The sequence below is a fragment of the Paenibacillus solanacearum genome, from assembly GCF_910593845.1.
Taxonomy (GTDB): domain Bacteria; phylum Bacillota; class Bacilli; order Paenibacillales; family NBRC-103111; genus Paenibacillus_G; species Paenibacillus_G solanacearum.
In genome coordinates this window covers 15,414-41,845 of record NZ_CAJVAS010000019.1, presented here as the reverse complement: position 1 = coordinate 41,845, position 26,432 = coordinate 15,414, and the positions used below count along the sequence as shown (strand labels likewise).

The window sequence follows — 26,432 nt, the reverse complement described above, 5'->3', positions numbered from 1 at the left end:
AATCATATCAATAGATGGAGGTTCTTATGCCTATGTCCGAGCAGTCGAGAAGAGATCAATCCACGCCCCAGCTGTCTCCCGTCAATAGTGCGGCAGAGGCGAGCAAGGTTTCCGCATTTCTGCTAGGAGTCGATTGCTTCGATGACCAGCGGTTCACCCCCGGAGAGAGGGAGCAGCTGCTGGCGCTGCCTCAGCGCAGCTTGCAGGACAAGCATATTTTATGCTGGTATACCGAACTGCAGGGAGAGGTCGTATCCGCGGTCATTTTCAACGAGAACGAACATCGGAGCGGCGGTTACCGTCTCGAATACTTCGGAGTGCATCGGACCTACCGCCGTCGCAGGCTGGGACAGCGATTAATCGAAGCGATGCTTCAATATTGCGTTGCCCATAACGGACGATATATCGAAACCTTCACTTGCGATTTGCCTGCGTATGGAGGCGCTCGTAAACTGTTTGAGCGCTATGGCTTTGTTCTGCTATGTCATCTTCCCGATTATTACTATCCCGGGGAAGGGAAACTGCTGTATATGAAACGTATTTAAAGAGTGGAACGATATGGAACGCAGCTGTATGAAAAAAGAGCGCCCCTCACGACGGCAATCCGGGATTGAAACCCGGCTCCGTCCTGAAGGGCGCTTGCAGCATGATCCGGAGAAAATGGGCTTGCGGCAGCCCCGCAAAGCCATCATTTTACTTTGAAAAATTCAATTTGCTGCTTCAGTTTTGCCGATTGCTCTCTCAGCAGCTCCGAGGAAGCAGCGATCTCTTCCATAACGGCCGTCTGTTCTTCCGTCGAAGCGAATACGCCCTTAGCTCCTGAAGAGATTCGCGAAGCGATGTCGGCCATCTCCCGGGCCTCATGCAACGACGATTGCGCCTGTCCGGCTTGCGTCGACACCATGGACGCGATGAGGTCGACGGTTTCGGCGACCTTGTCAGCCTCGCCGATAATCGACTGCAGCGCCGCAGCGACCGTCTCGCCATGAGCCGATTCTTGACGCGCCACTTCGAACTGCTGCGTAATTTTCACGACGGCGTTGTTCACTTCCGCCTGAATTTGCGCGATCAGATGGTTAATGTCGCTGACGGCTTGCGAGCTTTGCGCCGCGAGCTTCTTCACTTCATCGGCGACCACCGCAAAGCCTTTCCCATGCTCTCCGGCTCTTGCCGCTTCGATGGAGGCGTTGAGCGCAAGGAGGTGGGTTTGATTCGAGAGCTCGCCGACGACATTGGAGATGTCGCCGATTTCTCTCGCATTGGACTCCAGGCTTTGAACGACGCCGATCGATTCCTGATTTAGCACGGCCAGTTTTTGCATGCCGTTGACCAAAGATTGGATGACGTTTTTGTTGGTTTCGATGGTGGATACCATTTGCATGGTTAGCTGCCGTGCCGTATCCGATTTGGCGTTAATGTCGGCCGTCGCCGTCGTCATCTGCTCAACCGTGATGAACATCGCCTCCGACGACTTCGACTGCCGTTCCGCACCGCGCGCGATATCTTCGATTGTTGATGTAATCAACTCCACATGCGCCGCCGCTTGCCCGATCGCGGTTCGCAGTTCGTCCACCTGGCTGTGGGTTGTCTGATAGTTGGTTGAAATGCCGTCAATCATTTCCCGTAAATTGTCGATCATTCTGGCGAAGGAGAGGCCCAGCGCCCGCAATTCATCATCCGAACGGCTTGGGATCAGTTGAATCTGCAAGTTTCCTTCGGCTGCATGATTCGCTGCGACCGTCAACTGCAAGAGCGGCCGAATGAACCACCTGGCCGCGAGCCAGCCCAGGAAGCCGGTCCAGAAAATGCCCAGCAGCAGCGTGATGCAGATAAATAGCCACTCGGAAATATATTCCTTCGCCATGCCCCGCAATATGAAAATGAAAAAGGCGCTTGTCCCGTAAGTGACCGTCGAAACGGCCGTAATGCCCAGTACCATTTTCTTCACGATGCTAAATTTCGTATTTGTCATCGAATGACCCCGCTCTGGTTTGAACCTTTTTTACCATACAATAACACAAAACGACAAAAAAGGCTGTGACTTTCATCACAGCGAATGGCGATATCGGGAGCATTTCACTTGCCGGTATACATATTCCGGATTTTTTTGAAAAACCAGCGATAGTACCCATAGGAGAGCAATAGCGTCAACATAATGGAGATGAAGCTCCAATAGGGAGACCAATGCAAGTACTTAATTAATTGCGTATGCTTTTCCAAATAGAGTTCAGCCACTGTAATAACGGCTGGAAAGCTCAGCGTATATACGGTTTTTACAAGCCATGTTCTTGTTTTGGGGAAATAAACGTTGAAGATGGCGCTAACAGACGGAAATATGAAAATTCGAACGTAAAGCTCGCGCGGTAAGCCATGCTAAGAAACCCTACCGGATATTCGATTAACCCTCCTTGAACCACAATGGCGCCGAATAACCAGCTGGGGACTTGCATGAATAAGAAGCTTACTTGCGCTTCAATCCAGTTTCTTCGGTTAATCAGGATCAGTAGAAGAATTGCCGTAACGATCCAGGCAGAGTAAAGAATGATTGTATCCATCAATTTCCGTCCTATTGTGTAATACATGAATTATGGTCAACTGGGGAGGAGATTATACTTCGAAGGCGGCTCATGATGGCGAGGCAGCGATTCTATTACAATGGTTCATATTCCGTTTCGCAGGTTAATAGATTGTAATTCCTGATAGGGGAGGGTGGATACGATGTTTTGCCGAAAAGCATTGTTGGCTTATGACGGAACCGATGGAGCGAATCTCGCGCTGGACAAGACGATCGAGCTTTGCAAGCTGAATGCGGGGATGCAGGTGGTCGTGCTGCATGTGAATCAGCCGGAGCCTGTGGCAGGCGAGGCTTACCTCGTGCCTTCCGTGGATTTGCTGGCGGAGCTCGATACGCTAGCAAAGCGAACGTTGGAGCAGGCGGAGATCCGGGTTGCCCCTTACGCCGCGTTTACCGGCGAAATTGTAACCGACGGCAGTCCGGCCGGGGCGATTGTGAGCTGCGCGGAGCATCATGAATGCGATTTGATCATTATAGGCAACCGGGGATTAAGCGGCCTTCAGAAGCTGTTCCTCGGCAGCGTGAGCAAGCAGGTCGTACAAGACGCGCCGGTTCCGGTGCTCGTCGTGAAGCAGTAGCCGTTATCCATGTCCGTGCCGGCGATTCGGTGCGGACATGTTTCGTGAGCGCCGCACGCAGCTTATGGCTTGCCTTTGCGATACAGCTTCTCGGCGGGATCGACGGCTTCGTACCGGTCGGCATGTTCATAGAAGGAGAGCGACTCCTTGCTGCCGAGCGCCAGCACGCCGGACGCGTCCAAGCTTTCGTCGAACAGCTGGTGGACCCGGTTCTGCAGGACAGGATCAAAGTAAATCAGCACATTGCGGCACAGGATGACGTGGAACTCGTTGAACGAATAATCCGTCACCAGATTATGCTGAAAATACATGACCTGCTCCTGCAACTGCGGGCTGAAATAAGCGAACTCGCAGTCGGTTGTATAATAGGAGGAGAATTCCTTCGCTCCGCCGGCAAGCAAGTAGTTGCGCGTATACTGCTGCATCATCGCGATTGGAACAGCGCCCTTGCGGGCTTTGTCCAGTACGTCGTTGTTCATGTCGGTCGCATAGATTCGCGCCTTCGCCAACAGCCCTTCTTCCGCAAGCAGAATAGCGAGCGAAACGACTTCCTCTCCGGTGGAGCATCCTGCGTGCCATATGCGGATTTCCGGCAAATCGCGCAGAAGGGGAATGGCGTTTTTGCGGAACGAGCGGAAAAACGACGGATCTCTGAACATCTCGGTTACGTTGATCGAAAAGTCTTTCACCAGCTTTTCCGCTTCTTGCCGATGATGCAAGATTTTATCCAAGAGCAAGGTCACCGTCGAGATACGGTCCATCCGCAGCCGGTTGGCGACGCGTCTGCGGATGGAAGCCCGGTTGTAATTTCGAAAATCATACCCGTACACGCGATACAATCCTTCAAGAAGAAGCTCGATTTCAATGGCTTCGAGATCGTCCCCGCTTGTCATTTCTTTCACCGCCTATTCCTTTGCCAGCCATACTCGCATCAGCGACGTCAGTTGATTCATATTGATCGGCTTGCTGATATAATCCGACGCGCCGGCTTCCAGGCACTGCTCCCGGTCGTGCTTCATCGCTTTGGCCGTCAGCGCGATAATCGGCAGGGCGGCGAGCTGCGGGTTCGCGCGGATGCGGCGTATCGTTTCGTAGCCGTCCATGACCGGCATCATAATATCGATCAAAGCCAGATCGATCGGCACGTCGCCATTCAGCGCGTCGAGGCATTCCTGGCCGTTGCTGGCCACGGTGACATGGAATCCGGCGTCCTCGAGCCATGTTGTGAGCGCGAAGACGTTGCGGACGTCGTCGTCGACGACAAGAATGTGTTTACCGGCGAACAGGGTGCTTGGCGGCACAGCCGGCGTGAGCCGGGAGACGGGAACGACGGCGGCCGGAGCGTCTGTTTCGAAGCTTACGGCCGTCTCATGGATATGACGTTGCTTGTTCGGCTCCAGCGACGGCACGTACAGCGTAAAGTTCGTTCCGACGCCTTCCTCGCTCTCGACGACGATATGCCCGCCCAGCAGCTTGGCGAACTCGCGGCAAATCGAAAGCCCGAGGCCGGTCCCCCCGAACTTGCGGCTCGTCGTCCCGTCGGCTTGATGGAACGCTTCGAAGATGACCTCGCGCTTGTCGGCCGGGATGCCGATGCCGGTATCCGACACCGACAAGGCGAGCACGGTATCGTGACGCTGCGGCGAGAACAGCTGCTTTACGAGCTTCGGCTCCGCCGTCTGCACGCGCATCGTGACCGAGCCGCGTTCCGTAAATTTGAATGCGTTGGATAATAAATTGCGCAAAATTTGATGAACCCGCTGTTCGTCCGTCAAGAAGATGGTCGGCACATCCGGCGCAAGCTCAATCATAAATTGAAGCGACTTCTGTTCGGCGACCTTCATGAATTGTTTACTCATGTGAGCCGGCAGCTCGGTCACATTCATTTCGTCCACGACGATGTCGATTTTGCCTGCTTCCACTTTGGACAAATCGAGAATATCGTTAATCAGCGAGAGCAGATCGTTGCCCGACGAGTGGACGATGCGGGCGTATTCCTGCTCCTCGGCCGTGAGCGTCCTTTTCTTATTCTCGGAAAGCATCTCCGACAAAATGATGATGCTGTTCAAGGGCGTGCGCAGTTCATGCGACATATTGGCCAGGAAGTCCGATTTATACTGCGAGCTTTGCTGCAGCTGCTCCGTATATTCCTCCAGCTCGACCCGAATCCGGTCCAGCTCCTGCGCTTTTTCCTCGGCGAACCGATTCTGCTTCTCAAGCTGCTCGTTCGTAACCCGGAGCTCTTCCTGCTGCGTTTGCAGCTCCTCGGCCTGCGTCTGCAGTTCTTCGGTCATCGCTTGCGATTCCCGCAGCAGACGTTCCACTTCCGTGCGGCTTTCCACGCTGTTAATCATAATGCCCAGCGACTCGATAATATCTTCCAGCAGCTGCAAATGCTCCGGCGCGAACGTCTCGAGCGTCGCCAGCTCAAGCACGGCGATAACCTGGCCCTCGTAAGCGATCGGGGCGATCAGTACGTCTTTGGGCGACGCCTTGCCGAGACCGGACGAGATGTGGATGTAATCGACCGGCACGTCGGTGAGATGGAACATCCGGTTTTCCAGCACGCACTGCCCGACCAGTCCTTCGCCGACGCGGAATCCGTCGAAGCCGGCGTTCTCGCCGCTTGAAGCGTACGAAGCCAGCTTGACGATGCGCTGCTGGCCGGCCTTGCCGGTGACGATATAGATGACGCCGTATGTTGCGTTCAGCAGCGGGGCGATGTGGCTGATCAGCTTGCCGCCGAGCGTGCGCGTATCCGGCATGCCCTGAATCATCGTCACGACTTCGCCGACTTTCGTTTGCAGCCAATATTCCCGCTCGTGGCTCTCCAGCAGCGCGTTGGTCGCTTCGCCGAGCATCCCGATTTCATCCTGTGTGCTTACAGGAATTCTGCGGTGCGACTGTTTCGAAGAAGCGATCTCGGTGATCGCCTCTGTGACTTCGCGCAGCGTACGCACGATGGAACTGGAGATGCTGGCGGCGACGCCCGATGCGATCAGAAGCACCAAAGCCATAAGCGCATAAAATCCGAAAACCAGCGTCCGGTTCATTTGATCCAGCTTGTCTGCGCGATCGAGAGTCAACTCTTTAACGGTGCTGCGAAACGCCTTGAATTGTGCGCGTACTTCGTCCATATCTTTTTTGCCGGGATCGGATTTGAAGAAGGCGTCAAGCTCTTGTGTTTTGTTTTCTTTCTTCATCACGATCGTAGGATCGCCGGCTACCGTAATCCAATGCTGGATGGTGCTTCGGATCAGCTCCAGCTTTTTTTGCTGCTCCGGATTGTCGGGGAGCATGGCATACAGCCGTGTGTAATCTTCTTTCCAGCTCGAGCTCGCATTCGTGTACGGCTCCAAATAAGCCGGATCGCCGGTAAGTACAAATCCGCGCTGGCTCGTTTCCATATCAAGCATATGTTTTTCGATCTGGTTCGTCAGATCGAAGACCGCGATGTCATGCTCGATAATATAGTTGCGCTGTTCCTGCATGGAGGATACTTGGCTATTTACGATCAGGATCGAAATAATAAAAAAGACGGTGATGACCGCATAGCCTAAGATGATTTTGAAACGAATCCCGTATTTCGCTTTCTGCAGCATGCCGTACTCCCTGCCTTACAATGGAATATAAATACCCAACCATTATACATGTATTTTCCAAACGTAGGAAGCAAACCGGTCATTGCTTCGGTATTCGCACTTCGCTCGCGAAAGGCGACGTACACCCGCAGAGGTCCGTTCCCACGCAAAGAAACCGCAACCCATCGTCACGAATGGGCTGCGGCTTCTGCGCCGTCATGATGAAGTCCTGCGGCCGAGAATCAGCGATACGACGAACAGGATCAGGAAAATGACGAACAGCACTTTGGCGATTCCTGCGGCTGCGGAGGCAATTCCGAGAAACCCGAACACCCCGGCCACGATCGCAATGATGAAAAAAATGACGGCCCAGCTTAACATACGCCTCACCTCCCGGTGGAATGACGAAGATTATGAGCAAGTGTGATACAAGGACGGCGATTCACGCCGTTCCCTCAGCCGATTACCGCGAGCCGGCAGGATGGCGGTTCGGCGGGATGCGTTCTTCATGCATTTCCGGGTCCATATGGAATCGCTTCGTCTCGTCGTACCAGACGATCACGAGAATTTTCCCTTTGTCCAGCTCGCTTTCGAAGAAGTCGGCCTCAGCTTCGGTCAAGCCGAGCGACTCCATTTTCGAACGGAGCTTGTCCCCTCTGGAGCGGAACAGGTTGGCGAACGTGTTCGCGATTCCTTCCTCGTATAAGCCGATCTTGTTCGTATCCATCAGGTCGGCTACCCCTTCGGTCGTTTTATCGTCATGGGCAAGTACATAAATTTCCTCAAGCGCGTAGCCTGCTCTCCGAAAAGCGCGAATTCCTTGAATGGCCTGTTCGACAGTCGATACGAGTCTCACTCTGTTGTTCACAGTAATCCCTCCCGAAATTCAAATATGACTTGCTGCGCTGCCTGGCCTTGTCGGACCGGCATGCCTTTGATTAACCGTCTGTCCCTGGTTTGAAACAAGCGCTTCATTCCCGGTCAAAATAAGGGGAATACGTAGCGCACGATAAAATACAGCAGTCCGAAGAAGATGATGATGTACGCCGCGTATTTAATGAAAGTCGATGCCACCAAGCCTTTGTCGTACTTTTGCTCGATGTTTTTTTGTTCGATATCTACGCTTCTTACCGGTTTCATGGCTCATCGCTCCTTTATTTGGCAATCAAGGTACGAACGTGCCAAGTATTACCCGCGATCTAACGCGCTGAACCACGCCGATGGTCCGGTGCGGAGATGTTTCGGTGATCTGGAATGCGGGGAATCGTAAGAAAGAGTGGGGGAACGTAAGCGGAAAGCCCGGAGAACGGCAGTGTATCCCCGGGCCGGATCCAAGTGGGAAAGGAGCGGGAAGAATGGCCATACGACATATCGTCATGCCGGGCGGCTGGACTTGGCACCGGTGGCAAGACCTGACGCCGATGGAACGGGAGGAGCTGCGCGTCGACCATCCCTATTTTATCCGCATCATGCAGCAGGACCGGTTTGAATTCGCCCGGGTTCCATGCATTCGCGCGAAGGCGGAGACGGAGGGGGCGCTATACGGATCGCTGCCTTATTGTAATGAGCCGGACGAGCGGAAGGACGAGGATGCGTGGCTGTTCGTTTACATGGAGGAACGACATTTGTTCACGTCCGAGCTGTGCCTTTCCCGGCTGGACGGGATCGGTGAGCAGGAGCTGATCCGCAGCCTGGAGCTGTGCCAGACGCCGGAGGAAGGCGGATTCGCCTTGCTCGGCAAGCTGGCGCTCGTCTGCATGAACGGGCTGGACGCGTTTGCCGCGGAACAGGCTCGTCTCGAGCGGGACATGCGCGAGTCGAACAACGCGCAGCTTCTCGATGCCTTGATGCATCGGCAGTATGATCTGCTGCATTGGCGGCGCCGGATCGAACCGCTGGAGGAGCTGCTCATCGCGGCGAAGGAGGCTTTTGCGCCCGAGCGGCTGGAGCGGAATGCGCACTACCGCCTGACCGAACTTCGGGTGCAGCGGCTGCAGCTTCGTTTGAAGCGATACGATGTAGAGGTAGGCACGATGCTCGCTATGGATGAGAATATTGCTTCGTACCGCGGCAACGAGATCATGAAGACGCTGACGGTCTTTACCGTCGTCTGCACGCCCGCTACGGTGATCGCCGGACTGTGGGGCATGAATTTCGAGGGGATGCCGGGGCTGGATAGCCCTTGGGGTTATGCTGGCATGATGCTTGTCATCTGTATGTTGACGATGCTTGTCTATGTGTGGCTGCGGTGGAAGGGATGGACCGGCGACCTGATACGGGGGAAGAAGAAGCGCTCGAATATCGCATAAGAGGACCATCGCAAGACCGGGATGTTTCACGGGCGCCCTGGGCAGGGTAATAATGATTATCAATCTACCAAATATAATGATAGAAGGCGGTGTTTGCTATGACCGTAGTTCACAGCATTCCTTGTGACGGAAGTGAAGTTTCTGTACGTCTGACACCCGATCGCACCTATCAAGTGAATATTCAAGCATTAGTAAACCCGCTAGGCACCGGTAATGTATTGGAAACGTTTGCGGAAGCGGAGACCGCGGTGCAGGCCGCAGAGCTGTTCTGCGAGCTGCATCAGTCCGCCAAGGAGCGCGGTTATCACCTGGAGGAAGGCTTCTTCGTGAAAGCGGACCGGCGGAGCTTTCACGTAGGCCGGCTGCTCCGCGAAGGAACGAAGCCGGATGAGCTGGTCGCGCTCATGGAGCACTGACGATTCCGGACGCGCGGGCAAGCTGCCGTCTCGGTTCGTGCGCCGCTGGCGCGAGCGGGGTTCAGCCGCCACCATGCGGCGCCGGGACGCGTGCACCGGATTCGGGCGCAGCGCGGGAAACAACGCGTATACCCGGGCCGAAGGCGGGGAATGGACCAAGGTTCATTCCCCGCCTTTGCGCACGGCCGGAACGGTTTCCGCCCGCTGTACTTATGCGAAGGAGGGGATTGTTATGAAAACGTTATGGCTGTTTATTTGCATGCTGCTGATCGCGCTGGTCGCCGCGATGTTCGCCGCCGTCAACGCATTTCCCGTTCCGATCCACCTGGGCTTGATCGATACGGAAATGCCGCTCATTGGGGTCATTCTCAGCTCCGTATTGCTCGGCGGCGTGATCGTCGGCTTGCTTGGGATCATCAAGCAGCAAAGGATGAAGAAACAGATCAGGCAGCTCGAACGGCAAATAAGCCATATGAAGACGATGGTATCCGAGCCGTTATGGGCGGCATCGGAAACGGCGCAGCAAGAAGTCGCGTCTGCGGAGGAAGCAAAGACGCCGGAGCGGTCCATCCCCCGCAAGCTGCAGCATTAGGCAGCGTGGCAGGGCAGGACGGAAGGCATAGCCGAAGAACAAAGGAATCGCTTGAAGCCGTAAGGCGCAGGATCCATGGGAAGGTCGCTCGGAGGAGCGGCCTTTTTCACGATTCAGTGCTTTAAGTTCGCTCACGCGTTAAAGCAAACTGCGACATGCTGAACCAAGAAAAACGGTCGCGCGTTACGACGCTGCGATACGGTTGGTCGAACCTTGGAAAGGAAGGCGCTGTTCGATGCGGGCTTATCAGTGGGGAACAAGCAAAGGCTCCGTCCGGCTGCGTGGTCGCGGCGGGTCGGAGCTTGGTAAGGCTTGTCCTGGATTCGGGCTGATGATTGGAATCATGTCTAGTCATCGTCACCTTTACTGTGTCGCCGTATTGAAATAATGAATAGAGTTGACCTTGTCGCTGCCTGCCGTCGTGTAAATTTTTAACGCTTTCGTTCCGTTTTTGTACACAATCCCGTCCTCGCTTTCGAAATAAGGCGCACCCAGCTTGTCCTGAAGCCCGGACAGCTCCAGCGGGAGCGGCTCGCCGTCGATTTTTACTTCCTCCGATGAACGGGGAACCTCGATATATTGAATGAAATCGCCGATGACGACGACCGTGCAATCGTTGAAGCGGTACGTCTCGATGGAGGTGATCAGTTCGTCTCTGGACACCGACAGCGGCTCGCCTTTCTTCTCGAAGATCTCGGCGATGTCATCCGAGAGCGAAACGCCGTTGAGCGAATTCAACGCAAACCCGGAGGGCGGAGAATCCGCTTTCACAGGTGCGGCTTCTTCGGCAGCTGTAGCGCTTGCGCCTACGTAGGCTCCCAGCGCGGCTCGCCGGACGACATGAGCCGCTGTCGCCACGGCGTCTGGCGATAGCTCCATGAACGAGGCGGCAGCTGTCTCCGCGCCTGGGCCATTCGCCCTTGAGGTGCTGTAATCTACTCCCATAACCGTCGATACAACCAGGCATCCTGCGCATAACAACCATGTTCCTTTGTTCATTCCTCTCACCCCTGCGCCTATTGTAATGAACTGCTTGTCCTCATGAATTCGTCGCGTGCCCAAGCCATAAGCCGGAAAGCGCCACAGCATGGTTCTCTGCGGCGCCTTCCTTCCTCACTTGTTTCTCTATGTATTCCGTGTTTCTCCCACTCCCGTTGCTTTCCGTTTGCGTGAACCGCCGGGCGGCTTAATTGACGTAGTACGCGCCGAACGGCAGCGCGATCTCTTTGTTGATCACGACAAGGCCGACGCCGTTGGGAATAAAGGCCACTTTCGATTCGCTGGTGACCAGATACACGCCGGGAACCGTGACGCCGTCAACATTCGTTTGGCCGACGGCGAGACTGGCCCAAGGCGATTCGTCGATAACGTTCGTCGTGCTCGATTCCGGCGCGGCGCCTGCGGCGGTCGGAACCATCAGGGACAACCCCATCAGTAATGCGATCCATTTGGTTTTAGCTGTTTTCATCAGCGGACAACTCCTTTGCGTGGTTGAGTAGATGTATCCGGCTTCCCAGATGGGGATATTTACCCGCGCAAATTTGGTTTGAAGCACCGGCTTGGCAAAAAAATTTGCGGGATGCACCGCGCACCGCGACCTGCCTGGGCCGATTCGTTCCGCTTGAGTTGGAGGGCAACTGCAGATTTCGAACGACCGCTTGCGCCGCGCAGCGTCGCAACGGCGCTTGGGGTTCGCGTATGCATTTCGCTGCTTATAGGAGAGGCGCTGGCGGTTCTCCCGAAATACGAATAGCGGCATAGGTTCGGTTTCATGAAACCGGATTTCGTGTATTTTTTGTAAAAGGGGGTTGAACCGCGATGAAGCGATCGATCGAACGGAAGCTGGAGCGTGTCCGGAAGGATTTGAACGAAATGGCCGAAACCCGCGGCATTCAAGATCCGTTGGTGCTGCAACAGTCGCAATTTCTCGATGAGCTGGTGAACCGTTTTTTGCGGCAGCAGCACGGCAAAAAGGCAATCCCCCGTCCGACAGGCCGAACGAAGGGATTGCCGCTATCGTAATCGTAAAGCGTCGTTAATTGCAGGCGCAGTTCAATACCGGCTTGCGGGCGGCCAGCGTTTCATCGAGACGGCGAACGACTGTATCGTATGGCGCGCCGATTACGAGCTCCGGCGTCTCTTGGGCTTCCTGCGCAATCTGAATCATCGTGTCGATGAACGCGTCGAGCGTTTCCTTGCTTTCGGTTTCGGTCGGCTCGATCATGATGCACTCCTCCACATTGAGCGGGAAGTAGATGGTCGGCGGATGGTAGCCGAAATCGAGCAGCCGCTTGGCGACGTCGAGCGTGCGTACGCCGTAGGCCTTCAAGCCGCGGCCGGACATGACGAATTCATGCTTGCAGACGCCGGGATACGGAATCTCGTAATGCGGCGCGAGCCGGTGCATCATGTAGTTGGCGTTCAGTACCGCGCACTCGGATACGCGGCGCAATCCTTCCGGACCGTATGTGCGAATGTAGGCGTACGCCCGGACGAGGATGCCGAAATTGCCGTAGTACGCCTTGACCCGGCCGATGGAATCGGCGCCTTCGGTATCGAAGAAGAAGGTGCCGTCTTCGCGCCGCGCGACGACCGGCTTGGGCAGAAACGGGACGAGCCGCTGCTTGACGCCGACCGGTCCTGCACCCGGACCGCCGCCGCCGTGCGGCGTACTCATCGTCTTGTGCAGGTTCAGGTGCACGACGTCGAAGCCCATGTCGCCGGGGCGGGTAATGCCCATGATCGCGTTCGAGTTGGCGCCGTCATAGTATAGAAGCCCGCCGGCTTCATGCACGATGGCGGCGATCTCCACGATCTGCTCCTCGAACAGTCCGAGCGTGCTCGGGTTGGTCAGCATGAGCGCGGCGGTATCCGGACCGACCGCTCGGCGCAGCTGATCGAGATCGACGAGCCCCTGCTCGTTGGAAGGAATCGTGATCGTGTCGAAGCCGGCCGTCGTGGCGCTGGCCGGGTTCGTGCCGTGGGACGAGTCCGGGACGATCACCTTCGTCCGCTGATCTCCGCGGCTCTCGTGGTAAGCGCGAATCATCATCAGCCCGGTCCATTCGCCGTGCGCGCCGGCTGCCGGCTGCAGCGTCACCTGATCCATACCGGTCAGCGCGGCCAAGTCGTTCTGAAGCGTGTACAGCAGCTCCAGCGCCCCTTGGATGCTTTGCTCCGGCTGATACGGGTGGATCTTGGCGAATCCGGCGAAGCGGGCCACATCCTCGTTGATCTTCGGATTGTACTTCATCGTGCAGGAGCCGAGCGGATAAAAGCCGTTGTCCACGCCGAAATTGCGCCGCGACAGCTCGGTATAGTGGCGGATGACGTCCACTTCGTACACCTCAGGCAGCTCCGCCGGCTGGCTGCGCAGCAGCGACGCCGGAATGTACGTCTCCGGGGCGGCTTCCGGGACATCGCAAGCGGGCAGTGAATAAGCGACGCGCCCGGGCTTGCTCATTTCAAAGATCAGCGCTTTTTGCGGTTTCATGCGAGTTCCCCCAATCGTTCTGCGAACGTATCGATTTCCGCTTTCGTCCGTTTTTCGGTGACGGCGACGAGCATATGCCCCTGCAGCTCCGGGTAAGCGGCGCCAAGGTCATATCCGCCGATCATTCCGGCGTCCAGCAGCTTGCCGTTCAGCTCGGCCGCCGATGTGCCTTCCGGCAGCCGGAGGACGAATTCGTTGAAGAACGGCGCGCCGAACGGCAGCGCAAATCCGTCCAAGGCCGACAAGCGCTTCGCGGTGTAATGCGCTTTTTGCAGGTTCAGGTTGGCGGCTTCGCGGACGCCGGCCTTGCCCATCGTGGACAAGTAGACCGACGCGCACAAGGCGAGCAGCGCCTGGTTGGAGCAAATGTTCGACGTCGCCTTCTCGCGGCGAATGTGCTGCTCCCGCACTTGAAGCGTCAGCACGAAGCCGCGCTTCCCGTCGCGGTCGACCGTCTGGCCGACGATCCGGCCCGGCATGCGCCGCATGAGCGGCTCGGCGACGGCGAAGAAGCCGCAGGTCGGCCCTCCAAGCGAAGCCGAGATGCCGAGCGGCTGCGCGTCGCCCACGACGATGTCGGCGCCGAGACGGCCCGGCGCTTCGAGGAGACCGAGCGAGATCGGGTTCGTGCTGACGACGAGCAGACCTTTGCGCTCGTGGATGATCGGCTCGATCACGGCCACCTCCTCGATGCAGCCGAAGAAGTTCGGCGACTGCACGATGACGGCGGCGGTTTGGTCGGTCACGGCCGCTTTCAGCTGCTCGAGATCGGTCGTTCCGTTCGCGTAGCCGATTTCGACGATGTCCACGTTCAATCCGCGGGCGGTTGTGCGCAGAATCGCCCGCGCTTCGGGATGGACGGTCCGGGAGATGACGATCTGCTTGCGCTTCGTCGCCCCAACCGCGAGCGCGCCTGCTTCCGCCAGCGCCGTGGCGCCGTCGTACATGCTGGCGTTGGCCACCTTCATGCCGGTCAATTCGCATATATACGATTGAAACTCGAAGATTGCCTGCAGCTCGCCTTGGCTGATTTCCGGCTGATACGGCGTGTAGGCGGTATAAAATTCGGAGCGGGAGACGATATGGTTAATGACAACCGGCACATGATGATCGTAAATGCCGGCGCCAAGAAAGCTCGGATACCGCTCGCTGTCGGCATTGCGTCCGGCCAGCTCTTTCATGTGCGTCAGCAGCGCTTGTTCGTCCAAAGCGGACGACATCGGCAGCGTGCCGCGGTAGCGGACGGACGCGGGAATGTCCCGGAACAGCTCTTCGATGGATTGGATGCCGACGGTTTGCATCATCTCCGCCTGATCCTGCTCGGTCATCGGGATATATCGGTGCTTCATGCTCATAGCGATCACTCCTCTTGGAACGGTACGTTTATTTGCTTCGCTTGTAGAACGGCGCTTTGACGACTTCGGCTTTCAACTGCTTGCCGCGGATTTCCACCCACACTTCGGTTCCGAGCTGCGCGTAGGCGGCATCGATCAAAGCGAGGCCGAGGTTGCGCTTGAGCGACGGGGATTGCGTGCCCGTCGTCACTTCGCCGATCGGGCGGCCGTCCGCCAGAACGGGATAGTGGGAACGGGGGATGCCGCGGTCGATCATCTCGATGCCGACCAGCTTGCGCGTCAGCCCTTGCTCCTTCTGCTTCAGCAGGGCGTCGCGGCCGATGAACGCCGGCTTCCCGAGCTTCACGAACATGCCGAGCCCGGCTTCCAGCGGCGTGATCGTGCTCGACAGCTCCTGGCCGTACAGCGGCAGCTTCGCCTCGAACCGCAATGTATCGCGCGCGCCGAGTCCGGCGGGGACGAGGCCCAGCGGCGCTCCGGTCTCCATCAGGCCGAGCCAGAGCTTCTGCGCATCGGCGGCGGCGACGTACAGCTCGAAGCCGTCCTCGCCGGTATAGCCGGTGCGCGAGACGAGGGCGTGCACGCCGCAGACGGTCGCTTCCGGCAGGAAGTGGAACGGCGCCAGCCCGTCGGTTACGGCATCCGTCACCCGGGCGAGGATGTCGGCGGCGTGCGGACCTTGCAGCGCGAGCAGCGCCGTATCGCCGGAGACATCCTCCAGCGTGGCGCCGTCGATGCGGTGCGACGCAAGCCATTCGTAGTCTTTGTCAATGTTCGATGCGTTCACGACGAGCATATAACGGTCTGCAGCCAGCCGATAGACGAGCAGATCGTCGACGACGCCTCCGTCCGGCTGGCACATCAGCGTATACTGCGCCTGGCCGTCCTCAAGCCGCGAGACGTCGTTGGTCATCATGTGCTGCAGGAACGCTTCGGCCGACGGGCCGCTCACCATAAATTCGCCCATATGGGAGACGTCGAATAAGCCGGCCTGCTTGCGGACGGCGTCATGCTCTTTTTGAATGCCGGCGAACTGCACCGGCAGCTCCCAGCCGCCGAAATCGATGCAGCGGGCGCCTTCGTAACGGGAATACAGCGGGAACAGCGGCGTTCTTTTCAATGGGGTCATCTCATCCTCACCTCGTTCAAATTGACATTGACCTTGCGAAAACGCGAAAAGGGACAGGCAAACAAAGGCCGTTCGCCGGCAGTGCACGCACTGCTAGCGTCTCCTTCATTTGCTCTGTCCTTTGTACCTGAGAGTTACCTCGGTCTTGCGCCGCGTAGCTTTCCATTCAAGCCGGAGGCCGGGCGAAGCGAGTTTCCCCTTGGGTGATTTCCGGTATGCCGAAGCGGTCCGTCCATGCTCTCCAGAGGTGCGTCCGGCAGAGGTCCTTTTGCCTGAGAGATTCACCCGTCCGGGCTTACTCCTTCGGCGTCACCGGAACGGGCGGTCCCGGTAATCTCTCCCTTTACCATCATTCGCGTATTCGGTTTGCTGCTTTTATTGTGCCTGAGCAGGAAAGCGGTGTCAACCAAATTTTGACCGAGTCCAACTTTTATTGTTAACTATATTGACATGAAACAGGACGCTGCATTATGCTAAGGGTTGAAAACGAATACACGCGGATGAAGATGTCGGGAGAGACTGCAGCGGATACCGCAGCCGCCAGCAGCACCGAAGGAGCAAGTCGCGGGCCTTGCCGGCCGAAGGCGATTAATCTCTCAGGTAAACGTACCGCCGTTTGACGCAACTCTGGAGAGAGCGAACAGCCACCAAAGGGGTAACGGCCGCCGGGCAGGCAGTCTGAAACTTTCAGGTAACGGGGACAGAGAATAAGGCAATGACGCCTGTTCTGTGTCCTTTTTGAGTTTTCCTGCCCTTTCCCGCGCATGATACAACTGTTGGCAAGTTGAGCGGCGTTAGGCGCGGGAGCGCTGTGTGCGCGAAGCTGCATCAATGAAGAAGCTACATAATTTCAAATGGAAAGGAAGTTTGGAAGATGAGCGAAGTCAAGTCGGGTTTGAGATATACGGAGGAGCATGAGTGGGCCGAGTCTGCAGGCGGCAACCTCGTGCGGATCGGAATTACCGATTTTGCGCAAAGCCAGCTCGGGGACATCGTCTTCGTGGAATTTCCGGAAGTCGGGGCAGCGGTACAGGCGGGCCAGCCGATGGGTACGATCGAGTCGGTTAAGACCGTATCCGATTTGTTCAGCCCGGTGAGCGGCACCGTAACGAAGGTGAACGAGGCGCTGCTCGATTCGCCGGAGGCGGTTAATGAGCAGCCGTACGGCACGGGCTGGATGATCGAGGTAGAAGTGGACGGAGACGCGGCCGCCGCGCTGGAGCAGCTGTGGGACGAGGAACGGTACCGGGCGTACGTCGACTCCAACAGCTAGCGCTGTGCTTGCGAGGCTGCTTAAAGGCCCGCAGCATAGCGGCTCGCGTTGTGCTCACGAGTGCCGTATAGCGGTTTGCACCGGATGCTTGTGTTTCCTTTGACGGCGCTCGCGGCGGCGGCAGTTCATGCTTGCAGGTCGTTGGCCTTTGCGGCAATATCAAGCGAGCGAGAACCTTCCTGTTGTATTTCGGGGAGGTTCTTTTTTGCATTTTCACAGCTTGGTCGAAAATAAACTTCGTTGAAACACGGTTAGGCTGCTCATGGCTCTGATCGATCGGCAACAAGCGGTCCGGTTCGGTTCGTTTGAAACGATAGACGGCGAGGGCCGGATAAGGCGACAAAAAACGGCAGCAGGCCTTGACAAAAATGCATGACTCTATATATTATAGTTATCATTAAATTCATAGTATTTCTATCAGAATTATATGCTGAATTTAGGTTGCCGTTGCAAATTTTGTATTTTTACATATTTTCTTATGATCAGCTAAGGGGTGTACATCATGAGCACAGACAAGAAGCAGTTGAAAATCGGTGTGTTTTTAGCGGGAACAGGTCATCATGTCGCTTCGTGGCGTCATCCGGACGCGCAGGCCGACGGAAGCATAAATTTGGATTACTTCAAGCGGCTCGCCCAGACGGCGGAGCGCGGCAAGCTGGATATGCTGTTCCTCGCGGACAGCTTATCGATCAGCCCGGACTCGCATCCGAACGTACTCGCCCGCTTCGAGCCGTTTACGCTGCTGGGCGCGCTGTCGCAGGCTACGAGCAAGATCGGCCTCGCCGCGACCGCATCCACCACGTACAGCGAGCCGTTCCATGTGGCGCGCCAGTTTGCTTCGCTTGACCATTTGAGCGGCGGCCGGGCAGCCTGGAACATCGTGACGTCGTCGATCGAATCGACGGCGCTCAACTTCAGCGGCGAGCAGCATCTGGAGCACAGCCTCCGCTACCAGCGCGCCGAGGAGTTCGTTGAAGTCGTCCGCGGCTTGTGGGATTCGTGGGATGACGACGCGCTTATTCGCGACAAGGCGGACGGCATCTATTTTGCGCCGGACAAGCTGCATGAGCTGAACCATAAAGGCGACTATTTCTCGGTTCGCGGTCCGCTCAATGTGCCGAGATCTCCGCAGGGCCACCCGGTGCTCATTCAAGCGGGCTCGTCCGATTCGGGGCAAAATTTGGCGGCGAGAACGGCTGACCTGATCTTTACGACGCAGAATCATTTGAAGGATTCGCAGGCGTTTTACCAAAGCGTCAAGCAAAAAGCCGTCTCCTTCGGCCGCAAGCCCGGGGATGTCAGCATCATGCCGGGGATCGTGCCGTTCATCGGCGATACGGTGCAGGAAGCGCAAGCGAAGTTCAAGGAGCTGCAGGAGCTGATCATCCCTTCGGTCGGGCTCAAAATATTGTCCAGCTACATGGGCGGGCTCGATTTGACGCAGTTCCCGCTTGACGGTCCGCTGCCGGATCTCGATATCGAGGTGAATGCGGTCAAGAGCCGGTTCCAGCTGATCAAAGATTTGGCCAAGCGCGAAAATTTCACGATCCTCGAGCTGTCCCGGTATATCGCGGGCTCGCGAGGACATAACATTTTCGTCGGCACGGCGGAGCAGCTCGCGGATCATTTCATCCGCTGGGTAGAGGAAGGCGCCTGCGACGGCTTCAATCTGATGCCGCCGCTATTGCCGGAAGGGCTCGATTTGTTCGTTGACCGGGTCGTCCCGATCTTGCAGGAGCGGGGCGTGTTCCGCAAGGAATACGAAGGCAGCACGCTGCGGGAGCATCTCGGACTGCAGCGTCCGGCGAGCCGCTATGCGAAATAACGTGAACAACAAGGGATGGACAGAACGGGAGGCGTAATCGCATGACTTACAATTACCGGCTGGCGACGTTGGACGACGCCGCGGCCGTGCTGGATTTGTCTTTACGGGCGTACGAGCCGATACGCAGCATGGGGATTCGGTTCGCCGCTGCGACGGCGGATCTCGAGACCGTGCGCAAAAACATACACGATAACGCTTGTTACGTGATGGAATACGAAGGGCGGATGATCGCGACCGTGTCCATCCGGATGCCGTGGGGTCCGCAGCCCGGACCGCTGGGCGTACCGCATATATGGTGGTTCGCCGTCGATCCGTCGATCGGGAAGAAGGGCGTCGGTTCGACGTTCCTTCAGTGGATCGAAGAGACGGTCATTCGCGACACGCTCAAATCGCCGGCGGTTTCGCTCGGAACGGCCGACAAGCATCCTTGGCTGATCGGGATGTACGAGCGCAGAGGCTACGTGCGCGTGGCCGAGAAAGATTTGGGCAAAGGGCATATTACCGTATTTCTCCGCAAAACGCTGCGCGACGAATGGTACGCATCATCCCAATAAAAAGACACATACTTCATGAGGGGGAAACATCAATGAATATCGCCAAAAAAGGAATCTTATCGTTTACTATGACCGCCGTACTGCTGGTGCTTTCCGCTTGCGGCAGCAATGCGGGCAATTCGTCGAATCAAGCGAATCCGGGCGCGGCCGCGGACGGTGCGAAAGCGGCGGACAAAGTGCTGCGGGTCGGCGCTACCGGCCAAAGCTATCCTTTTGCCTATAAAGAAGCGGACAAGCTGCAGGGCTTCGACGTCGAGGTCGTCGAAACGATCGCAACCAAGCTGGGCTACAAGGTCGAGTGGCAGCTGTCCGAGTTCAGCGGCCTGATGGCGCAGCTCGAAACGGGCAAGCTCGATACGGTGTCCAACCAGGTTGCGGTTACGGATGAGCGCAAGCAGAAGTTCGATTTCACGACGACCTATGCCTATGCAGGATCGCAAATCGTCGTGAAAAACGATAATAACGACATCAAATCCGTGAAGGATTTGAAAGGTAAAACGGTTGCCGGCGTACTTGGCTCGAATCACGTAAAAAACCTGGAAAAGCAAGATCCGAACAAAGAAATTAAAATCAAAACCTACGAAACGCAGGAAGGCACGCTGAACGATGTCGCGCTGGGCCGCATCGACGCTTACGTGAACAGCCGCAACGTGCTGCTGGCGCAAATCAAGCGCAACGGATTGCCGCTGAAGCTTGCGGGCGAGCCGTTCGTATATGAAGAAGTAGGGTTCCCGTTCCAAAAGGACGAGAAACACCAGAAGATCAAGGATGAATTCAACAAGACGCTGGAGCAGCTTCGTCAAGACGGCACGCTGAAAAAGTTGTCCGAAAAATATTTCTCTGATGACATTACAGTGAAGCAGCAAGCCAAATAAACGATCGGGCGGTGTTCGCAACCTATGAATTTCGAATTGGATGCCATGCTGCAAACATTCCCCATATTGATCAAATATATTCCGCTGACGCTCGGAATGGCGGTGGTTTCGATGCTCATCGCCATCGTGGTCGGTTTGTTCATTGCACTGCTGACGAAAAACGACATCCCGGTCGTGAAGCAGCTTGGGCAGCTGTACTTGTCTTTTTTTCGCGGCACGCCGACGCTGGTGCAATTATTTCTTATTTATTACGGCCTGCCGCAGCTGTTCCCGTCCTTTAGCGTAATCGACGCGATGACGGCGGCGATTATCGGCTTGAGTCTCAAAAACTCGTCGTATTTGGCGGAAATTTTCCGCGCCGCCCTCCATTCGGTGGACAAAGGCCAAATGGAAGGGGCGCTCTCGGTGGGAATGACGAGGGCGCAGGCGTACCTCCGCATTATTTTGCCGCAAGCGACGCGCAACGCGATTCCGGCGACGGGCAATACGTTTATCGCGCTGATCAAGGAAACGTCGCTGGCGTTTACGTTGGGCGTCGCCGAATTGTTCGCACAAGGCAAAATGATCGCGGTGTCGTCGTTCCGTTTTTTCGAGACGTACCTTGCGATTGCGATTATTTACTGGATGATGACACTCGTATACAGCTTGCTGCAAAACCTGCTTGAGCGCAAATTAAGCAAGCCGTACCGCAGCTAGGAGGAGAACCGGATGATCAAAGTAACGAATTTGCGCAAAAGGTTCAAAGACCTCGTTGTGCTGGACGGAATCGATTTGGAGGTCAACCGCGGGGAAGTTGTGGCCATTATCGGACCTTCCGGCTCCGGCAAATCGACGCTGCTCCGCTGCTTGAACTTGCTCGAGAAGCCGGACGACGGCATCATTCAAATCGGCGATGCAACGCTCGACGCGAAGAAGTATGGCCGAGGCGACGTGTACAAGCTGCGGAAGCAGACGGCCATGGTGTTTCAAAACTACAATTTATTCAAAAACAAGACAGCGCTGCAAAACGTCATCGAATCGCTGATCGTCACCAAAAGGATAAAACGCGACGAAGCGCGCAACATCGGCATGGCGCTGCTGGAGCAGGTCGGACTGGCCGAAAAGGCGGATAGTTATCCGATCACGCTGTCCGGCGGCCAGCAGCAGCGCGTCGGCATTGCCCGCGCGCTCGCGGTCGATCCGCACGCGATCTTGTTCGACGAGCCGACGTCGGCGCTCGATCCCGAGCTGGTCGCCGAGGTGCTGCAGGTCATTAAAGCGATCGTACAGCGGCAGACGACGAGCATTATCGTGACGCATGAGATGGCGTTCGCTCGTGAAGTGGCCGACAAGGTGATCTTCATGGCCGACGGAAACATCGTCGAGCAAGGCACGCCGGAGCAGCTGTTCGACCATCCGCAAAACCCGCGCACGAAAAAGTTTTTGCAGCAGGTTTCGCACTGACGGCGGCGTAGGACGGGAGAGGTGAGAGGCATGACGGCAGGAAGTGAACGGGAACGGCAGCTCTTCGACCGCCTGGTGGCGATGCGCCGAGAGCTGCATGAATACCCGGAGTTATCTATGGAAGAATACGAAACGACCGGCCGTATCCGCTCTTGGCTTGAAGAGGCGGGCGTTCCGGTCGTCTCGTTTCCGGGGCTGGCGACCGGCGTCGTTGCCGAAATAACGGGCGGCTTGCCGGGGCCGACGATCGCGCTGCGCGCCGATATCGACGCGCTGCCGATCCAGGAGCGGACGGGCTTGCCGTTCGCTTCGAAGACGGACGGCAAAATGCACGCGTGCGGGCACGACTTTCATACCGCGTCAATGATCGGCGCGGTGATTCTGTTGAACGAACGAAAGCAGGAGCTGCGGGGAACGGTCCGGGTGCTGTTCCAGCCGGGCGAAGAGCTGGCCGTCGGAGCGCAGGCGATGATCCAAGCCGGCTGCCTGGACGGCGTGTCGGCGATCTTCGGCATGCACAACAAGCCCGATTTGCCGGTCGGGACGGTCGGCGTCCGGCCGGGTCCGCTGATGGCCAGCGTCGACCGGTTCGAGATCGACGTCATCGGCGTCGGCGGGCATGCCGGCGTGCCGAATAAAGCGGTCGATCCGATCGTGGCCGCGAGCCACATCGTGACCGGCTTGCAGTCGATCGTCAGCCGCAACGTAAGCTCCCTGCATAACGCGGTCATCAGCGTATGCAGCATCCACGGCGGCAGCGCGTGGAACGTCATTCCGCACAAGGTGACGCTCGAAGGCACGGTGCGTACCTTCCAGATAGAGGCGCGCGAAGCGATTCCCGGCCACATGAAGCGCGTGGCGGAAGGCACGGCGGCTGCGTATGGCGCCGAGGCTGAGCTTCGCTGGTATCCTTATTTTCCGGCCGTGGACAATGACGACCGGTATACCGAGCTGGTCGGCGCGGTCGCGCAGGAGCTCGGTTACGAGACGGTGCGGGCGGAGCAGACGCTCGGCGGCGAAGACTTTGCCGTGTATCAGATGCAAATTCCCGGCTACTTCGTCTGGATGGGAACGAGCGGCACGGAGGAATGGCACCATCCGGCGTTTACGCTTGATGAACGGGCGCTGCTCGTAAGCGCCCGATACTTTGCGCGTTTGGCGCAGTCGGCATTGGAGCGATGGACATGAACGGGCAACCGCTGACAAGCGAATTGGCGCGGCTCGTGCACTCGTCCCTGCCGGAGCAGCAGGAGGAAGCGATGCGTGCGGCCCGTTTCGGCTTGATCGATTATTTGGCTTCCGGCTTCTACGCCCGCGACGACGCCGGGGTCGCCAAGCTGTGGCGCATCGTGGAGGCGGAGGGCGGCTCGGCCGACGTACCGGTGGTCGGGCAAGGCCGGAAGGCCAGCTTCCTGAAGTCGGCGCTGCTTAACGGATTTATCGGGCACGCGCTCGACTTCGACGATGTGCACTCCGACGTTCGCGGCCATCCGAGCACGGTGATCCTGCCGGCGCTGCTAGCGGCTGCGGCGGCGCACCGGCCGTCCGCGGAGCGGCTGCTGGCCGCTTACGCCGTCGGCGTGGAGACGATGGCCCGGCTCGGGCGCACGATCGGGGCGGCGCATTATGAGAAAGGGTGGCATAACACGTACACCCTCGGTGTGATCGCCGCGGCTGTCGCTGCCGGTTATTTGGCGGGAATGTCCGCGGAGCGGCTGGAGAAGGCGATCGGCTTTGCCGCCACGCAGTCGAGCGGCATGCGCATTCAGTTCGGCACGGAAGCGAAGCCGCTGCATGCCGGCCTTGCGGCGCAAGCCGCGCTGCTCTCCATCAGGCTGGCCGAGGAGGACTTCGGCGGCACGCGGACAGGGCTGGACGGCGACATCGGGTTCTTCGGGCTGTACGGCGATCGGGCCGCCGCCGAAGAGCGGCTGCTCGCCGGCTGGGGCAGCGATTGGAGCATCGTCCGTCCGGGGCTGTGGTTCAAAATATACCCGTTCTGTTCGGCGGCCCATCATGCGGCGGACGCGGCGCTCCGCTTGCATCAATCCGGAGCGTTCCTCAGGGAAGAGGTGGAACGGGTCTGCATCCTGTTCCCGCCGAAGGGCGACGCGGCGCTGATCGAGCGCAATCCGTCAACGGGGGAGCAGGGCCGCTTCTCGGTGGAATATGTCGTCGCTTTGGCGCTGAGCGGGTATCCGCTGACGCTGGAGCACTTTACGAACCGGCCGATCGGGCCGCAGCTGCTCGCGTTTCTCCCGAAGATCGAACGGCAGTATGACGGTGGGATCGAACCGGCGGCGCAAGCGGTGCCGAAGGGCCGGTTCACGATCGTCGAGGTCGTGACGAAGAACGGGGACACGTACCGGGAGCGCGTCGATTGCCCGCGCGGGGCGCCGGGCAACGCGCTGACGCTGGACGATCTTCAGGCGAAGCTGCAGGCTTCCGTCCCGGACGATCCAGCCCGCGCCAGGCAACTGGTCCGCACGATCATGAATATGCAGTCGGCAGACGACTTGCAGATGCTGCTAACGCTGATTTGACGGGCGCAAGCGCGGAGAGCGCTGCAACGAAGAAGACACCTTGCTTTTGACGCCAAAGGTCGGGTCAAAGGCAAGGTGTCTTTGTGCTTGCTCGCGATGCGATGGGGAAAAGGGGCGGTGAAATCCATAGTCGCTATCGTAACAGCACAGCGTTAACGGAATTCCGCGATGACATTGTATTTTATATGCGCGTCGGTGGGTTTATCGAACTGTCTTGAGCGGAAACCGAAGGTGACGCTGATTTGAAACTGGTACGGCGTCAGCACCGTGCTGGACACCTCTGTTTCCGAACGAAAAAACATCCCCTGCTCCTCGGAAAATCCGTAATCGATTCCCGCCAGGGAGGCCGACACTTGCTTGATTGCGTTCGGATACGTATTGTACGTCTTCACCAATGTTCTTCCTTGTTTCATCGGAGGAAACGTTATTACGTCATTAAACATGTGCAGCATAAACGATCACCCTCCCACAAGATATGCCGTCTTGTAGGCGATGGTCACCGCATTATCTCCATACCCGCTTCAACCGAAGCAGCTCCTGAACGTAGCCCCATACCGAAATCGGACTCATGATCATTTGATAGCACAGCAAAAAGAGGACAAAGCCGATGTTGTTCTGGCGAACTTTCAAATCAAGCGAACGAAACACGCGCTTCTGGTACAAATACAGCGACCCATAGCAAAGGAGCGTTAACGGCAGTACGAGCAGCGTCAGCGGACCGACGATCCAATAGAAGCCGAAACATGCCATGACGAGCCCCGGAATCCAGAACAGCGTAAACGCCACATCGACAAACGGCATCATCAGGTTAACTCCGGTCAAATATTTGGCGTACACGCTCGGCTGCTCCCACGGCTTGACGGTTTTGAGCCCTTCGATCATCCCGCGCGCCCAGCGGCTTCGCTGGATGGCGAACTGCTTGAACGTCGCCGGCACTGTAGTGAAAGCGACGGCCGTCGGCTCGAAAAAAACTTTCAGCCCAGCATGAAGAAACTTCCATGTGAGCACGATGTCTTCGCCGATGACGTCCGGCCAGCCGCCGGCCGCTTTGACGACGCCGGTCTTATATAAGCTGAATGCGCCCTGCGATACGAGCGTTTGCTGGTACAGCCCCTGCAGTCTTTTGACCGAAGCGATCGCCAGAAAATAATCCCACTCCTGAATCTTGGTCCAGAGCGAGTCGCGGCAGTTGCGGACGAGTATGGCGCCGGCAACCGAACACACGTCGTCGGGCGAGGAGAGCATGCGCCCCACGATATGCCGCAATGCATCCTTATGCAGCAAAGTATCCGCGTCAAGCGTGACCATGTAAGGCGTTCGGACGGCTTCAAGTCCGGTGTTCAGCGCGTGATGCTTGCCGGGCTTGCTCTCCTCCATAACGCGCAGGGACAGTCCGAATTCCTCGGCGGCTGCCAGGGCGGCATCCGCCGTGCGGTCACGGGAATGGTTGTCCACGACGATGACCTCGATGGTGCCGTCGTAATCCTGCATATGAATTTGCCTCAGCGTATCCCGGATGCCGCGCTCTTCATTCCAGGCGGCGATCAGCACGGTAATCGGCTCCCGAGGGCGCTGCACTTTAATCGGCGGCTGCCGGTCCATCAGCAGGCTGAACAGCATGAAGCTGACGAAATAGCCGGGAATAAGGGCGATGCCGGTGACGATCCACGCGGCGACAGGCCAGCCGACGATTTCTCGCAGATCGACGAACCATGTTCTGGAAATATAGATCGAGCATAGAAGCCACAGCACAGACAAACGGTGGCTCATGCGGAATTTTTCGATGACGGGGACATATCGTTTCTTCATCGTTTCCCCACCTTGAGAAAGATTAATAGAATGAATTATATATACTTTTAGTATATCAATTTCATATATCAACTGTCTTATG

General features: G+C 57.2%; 27 protein-coding genes, 1 pseudogene and 2 riboswitches. Of the genes and pseudogenes, 14 read left to right on the top strand and 14 right to left on the bottom strand.

Going from position 1 to position 26,432, the window contains the following annotated elements; genetic code table 11:
• Positions 1–32 precede the first annotated feature (32 nt).
• Positions 33–545 (top strand): GNAT family N-acetyltransferase, encoded by a 513-nt coding sequence (locus tag KXG62_RS19610; protein WP_218093703.1) that lies wholly within the window; start codon positions 33–35, stop codon positions 543–545.
• A 143-nt stretch (positions 546–688) separates the two neighbouring features.
• Here the strand turns inward: KXG62_RS19610 and KXG62_RS19605 are convergent, their stop codons facing one another.
• Both KXG62_RS19605 and KXG62_RS34680 read right to left on the bottom strand, forming a co-directional pair.
• Entirely contained in the window at positions 689–1,972 is a 1,284-nt protein-coding gene (locus KXG62_RS19605; RefSeq protein ID WP_218093702.1) for a methyl-accepting chemotaxis protein, read from the bottom strand.
• Positions 1,973–2,076: 104 nt separating this feature from the next.
• Positions 2,077–2,450, bottom strand: a pseudogene (locus KXG62_RS34680) (CBO0543 family protein).
• A 268-nt stretch (positions 2,451–2,718) separates the two neighbouring features.
• Between KXG62_RS34680 and KXG62_RS19595 the strand changes: the two are divergent.
• Positions 2,719–3,153 carry a universal stress protein gene (locus tag KXG62_RS19595; protein ID WP_218093700.1) on the top strand — a complete coding sequence of 145 codons (435 nt, stop codon included), beginning with the start codon at positions 2,719–2,721 and terminating at the stop codon, positions 3,151–3,153.
• A 62-nt stretch (positions 3,154–3,215) separates the two neighbouring features.
• On the opposite strand, the gene KXG62_RS19590 is transcribed toward KXG62_RS19595, so the two are convergent.
• From KXG62_RS19590 to KXG62_RS19570, 5 genes are all read right to left on the bottom strand, one after another.
• Positions 3,216–4,046 carry a CheR family methyltransferase gene (locus KXG62_RS19590; RefSeq protein WP_218093699.1) on the bottom strand — a complete coding sequence of 277 codons (831 nt, stop codon included), beginning with the start codon at positions 4,044–4,046 and terminating at the stop codon, positions 3,216–3,218.
• 12 nt (positions 4,047–4,058) lie between these two features.
• Entirely contained in the window at positions 4,059–6,755 is a 2,697-nt protein-coding gene (locus KXG62_RS19585; RefSeq protein WP_218093698.1) for a CHASE3 domain-containing protein, read from the bottom strand.
• Between the two features lie 195 nt (positions 6,756–6,950).
• Entirely contained in the window at positions 6,951–7,115 is a 165-nt protein-coding gene (locus KXG62_RS19580) for a DUF1328 domain-containing protein (RefSeq protein WP_218093697.1), read from the bottom strand.
• An 82-nt stretch (positions 7,116–7,197) separates the two neighbouring features.
• Positions 7,198–7,602 (bottom strand): YflT domain-containing protein, encoded by a 405-nt coding sequence (locus KXG62_RS19575; protein WP_218093696.1) that lies wholly within the window; start codon positions 7,600–7,602, stop codon positions 7,198–7,200.
• A gap of 113 nt (positions 7,603–7,715) precedes the next feature.
• Complete coding sequence (locus KXG62_RS19570; RefSeq protein WP_218093695.1) at positions 7,716–7,874, bottom strand: hypothetical protein; 159 nt, start codon at positions 7,872–7,874, stop codon at positions 7,716–7,718.
• 215 nt (positions 7,875–8,089) lie between these two features.
• Between KXG62_RS19570 and KXG62_RS19565 the strand changes: the two genes are divergently transcribed.
• The 3 genes from KXG62_RS19565 (at position 8,090) to KXG62_RS19555 (ending at position 10,051) form a co-directional block, all read left to right on the top strand.
• Positions 8,090–9,043 carry a magnesium transporter CorA family protein gene (locus KXG62_RS19565; RefSeq protein ID WP_218093694.1) on the top strand — a complete coding sequence of 318 codons (954 nt, stop codon included), beginning with the start codon at positions 8,090–8,092 and terminating at the stop codon, positions 9,041–9,043.
• Positions 9,044–9,141: 98 nt separating this feature from the next.
• Complete coding sequence (locus KXG62_RS19560) at positions 9,142–9,459, top strand: hypothetical protein (RefSeq protein WP_218093693.1); 318 nt, start codon at positions 9,142–9,144, stop codon at positions 9,457–9,459.
• The gene (locus tag KXG62_RS19555) at positions 9,431–10,051 is read left to right on the top strand and encodes a LapA family protein (protein WP_218093692.1); all 621 of its coding nucleotides are present in this window, start codon (positions 9,431–9,433) and stop codon (positions 10,049–10,051) included. Before KXG62_RS19560 ends, KXG62_RS19555 begins: the two co-directional genes overlap by 29 nt.
• 363 nt (positions 10,052–10,414) lie before the next feature.
• On the opposite strand, the gene KXG62_RS19550 is transcribed toward KXG62_RS19555, so the two are convergent.
• Positions 10,415–11,050, bottom strand: a complete 636-nt coding sequence (locus tag KXG62_RS19550) for a hypothetical protein (RefSeq protein WP_218093691.1) — start codon at positions 11,048–11,050, stop codon at positions 10,415–10,417.
• Between the two features lie 187 nt (positions 11,051–11,237).
• The gene (locus KXG62_RS19545; protein ID WP_218093690.1) at positions 11,238–11,519 is read right to left on the bottom strand and encodes a hypothetical protein; all 282 of its coding nucleotides are present in this window, start codon (positions 11,517–11,519) and stop codon (positions 11,238–11,240) included.
• Positions 11,520–11,869: 350 nt separating this feature from the next.
• On the opposite strand from KXG62_RS19545, the gene KXG62_RS19540 reads away from it, so the two are divergent.
• A complete protein-coding gene (locus KXG62_RS19540; protein WP_218093689.1) occupies positions 11,870–12,073 on the top strand; it encodes an aspartyl-phosphate phosphatase Spo0E family protein in 204 nt (67 codons plus the stop codon).
• 13 nt (positions 12,074–12,086) lie between these two features.
• On the opposite strand, the gene gcvPB is transcribed toward KXG62_RS19540, so the two are convergent.
• Genes gcvPB through gcvT form a run of 3 tightly spaced genes read right to left on the bottom strand, consistent with a single transcriptional unit; the run spans position 12,087 to position 16,028 of the window.
• Complete coding sequence (gene gcvPB, locus KXG62_RS19535) at positions 12,087–13,544, bottom strand: aminomethyl-transferring glycine dehydrogenase subunit GcvPB (RefSeq protein ID WP_218093688.1); 1,458 nt, start codon at positions 13,542–13,544, stop codon at positions 12,087–12,089.
• On the bottom strand, positions 13,541–14,893 hold the full coding sequence (gene gcvPA / locus KXG62_RS19530) for an aminomethyl-transferring glycine dehydrogenase subunit GcvPA (RefSeq protein ID WP_218093752.1): 1,353 nt from the start codon (positions 14,891–14,893) through the stop codon (positions 13,541–13,543). Before gcvPA ends, gcvPB begins: the two co-directional genes overlap by 4 nt.
• 34 nt (positions 14,894–14,927) lie before the next feature.
• On the bottom strand, positions 14,928–16,028 hold the full coding sequence (gcvT, locus tag KXG62_RS19525) for a glycine cleavage system aminomethyltransferase GcvT (protein WP_218093687.1): 1,101 nt from the start codon (positions 16,026–16,028) through the stop codon (positions 14,928–14,930).
• Between the two features lie 250 nt (positions 16,029–16,278).
• Positions 16,279–16,381: riboswitch (glycine riboswitch) on the bottom strand.
• Positions 16,382–16,528: 147 nt separating this feature from the next.
• Positions 16,529–16,650, top strand: a riboswitch (glycine riboswitch).
• A gap of 252 nt (positions 16,651–16,902) precedes the next feature.
• Between gcvT and gcvH the strand changes: the two genes are divergently transcribed.
• The 8 genes from gcvH to KXG62_RS19485 all read left to right on the top strand — a co-directional run bounded on the left by gcvH (position 16,903) and on the right by KXG62_RS19485 (position 24,541).
• Positions 16,903–17,301: a glycine cleavage system protein GcvH gene (gene gcvH / locus KXG62_RS19520; RefSeq protein WP_218093686.1), complete on the top strand. Its 399-nt coding sequence runs from the start codon at positions 16,903–16,905 to the stop codon at positions 17,299–17,301.
• 502 nt (positions 17,302–17,803) lie between these two features.
• The gene (locus KXG62_RS19515; protein WP_218093685.1) at positions 17,804–19,126 is read left to right on the top strand and encodes an LLM class flavin-dependent oxidoreductase; all 1,323 of its coding nucleotides are present in this window, start codon (positions 17,804–17,806) and stop codon (positions 19,124–19,126) included.
• A gap of 41 nt (positions 19,127–19,167) precedes the next feature.
• Positions 19,168–19,680 carry a GNAT family N-acetyltransferase gene (locus KXG62_RS19510; protein ID WP_218093684.1) on the top strand — a complete coding sequence of 171 codons (513 nt, stop codon included), beginning with the start codon at positions 19,168–19,170 and terminating at the stop codon, positions 19,678–19,680.
• Positions 19,681–19,712: 32 nt separating this feature from the next.
• The gene (locus KXG62_RS19505; protein WP_218093683.1) at positions 19,713–20,555 is read left to right on the top strand and encodes an amino acid ABC transporter substrate-binding protein; all 843 of its coding nucleotides are present in this window, start codon (positions 19,713–19,715) and stop codon (positions 20,553–20,555) included.
• Between the two features lie 24 nt (positions 20,556–20,579).
• Positions 20,580–21,251, top strand: coding sequence for an amino acid ABC transporter permease (locus tag KXG62_RS19500; RefSeq protein WP_218093682.1), 672 nt, complete (start codon positions 20,580–20,582; stop codon positions 21,249–21,251).
• A gap of 12 nt (positions 21,252–21,263) precedes the next feature.
• On the top strand, positions 21,264–21,998 hold the full coding sequence (locus KXG62_RS19495) for an amino acid ABC transporter ATP-binding protein (RefSeq protein ID WP_218093681.1): 735 nt from the start codon (positions 21,264–21,266) through the stop codon (positions 21,996–21,998).
• 30 nt (positions 21,999–22,028) lie between these two features.
• Positions 22,029–23,186 (top strand): amidohydrolase, encoded by a 1,158-nt coding sequence (locus KXG62_RS19490; RefSeq protein ID WP_218093680.1) that lies wholly within the window; start codon positions 22,029–22,031, stop codon positions 23,184–23,186.
• Positions 23,183–24,541: an MmgE/PrpD family protein gene (locus KXG62_RS19485; protein ID WP_218093679.1), complete on the top strand. Its 1,359-nt coding sequence runs from the start codon at positions 23,183–23,185 to the stop codon at positions 24,539–24,541. The genes KXG62_RS19490 and KXG62_RS19485 overlap by 4 nt, the downstream gene beginning before the upstream one ends.
• A 152-nt stretch (positions 24,542–24,693) precedes the next feature.
• Here the strand turns inward: KXG62_RS19485 and KXG62_RS19480 are convergent, their stop codons facing one another.
• Together KXG62_RS19480 and KXG62_RS19475 are read right to left on the bottom strand one after the other, a co-directional pair.
• On the bottom strand, positions 24,694–24,993 hold the full coding sequence (locus tag KXG62_RS19480) for a hypothetical protein (protein WP_218093678.1): 300 nt from the start codon (positions 24,991–24,993) through the stop codon (positions 24,694–24,696).
• 52 nt (positions 24,994–25,045) lie between these two features.
• Positions 25,046–26,350 (bottom strand): glycosyltransferase family 2 protein, encoded by a 1,305-nt coding sequence (locus tag KXG62_RS19475; RefSeq protein WP_218093677.1) that lies wholly within the window; start codon positions 26,348–26,350, stop codon positions 25,046–25,048.
• Between the last annotated feature and the right edge of the window lie 82 nt (positions 26,351–26,432).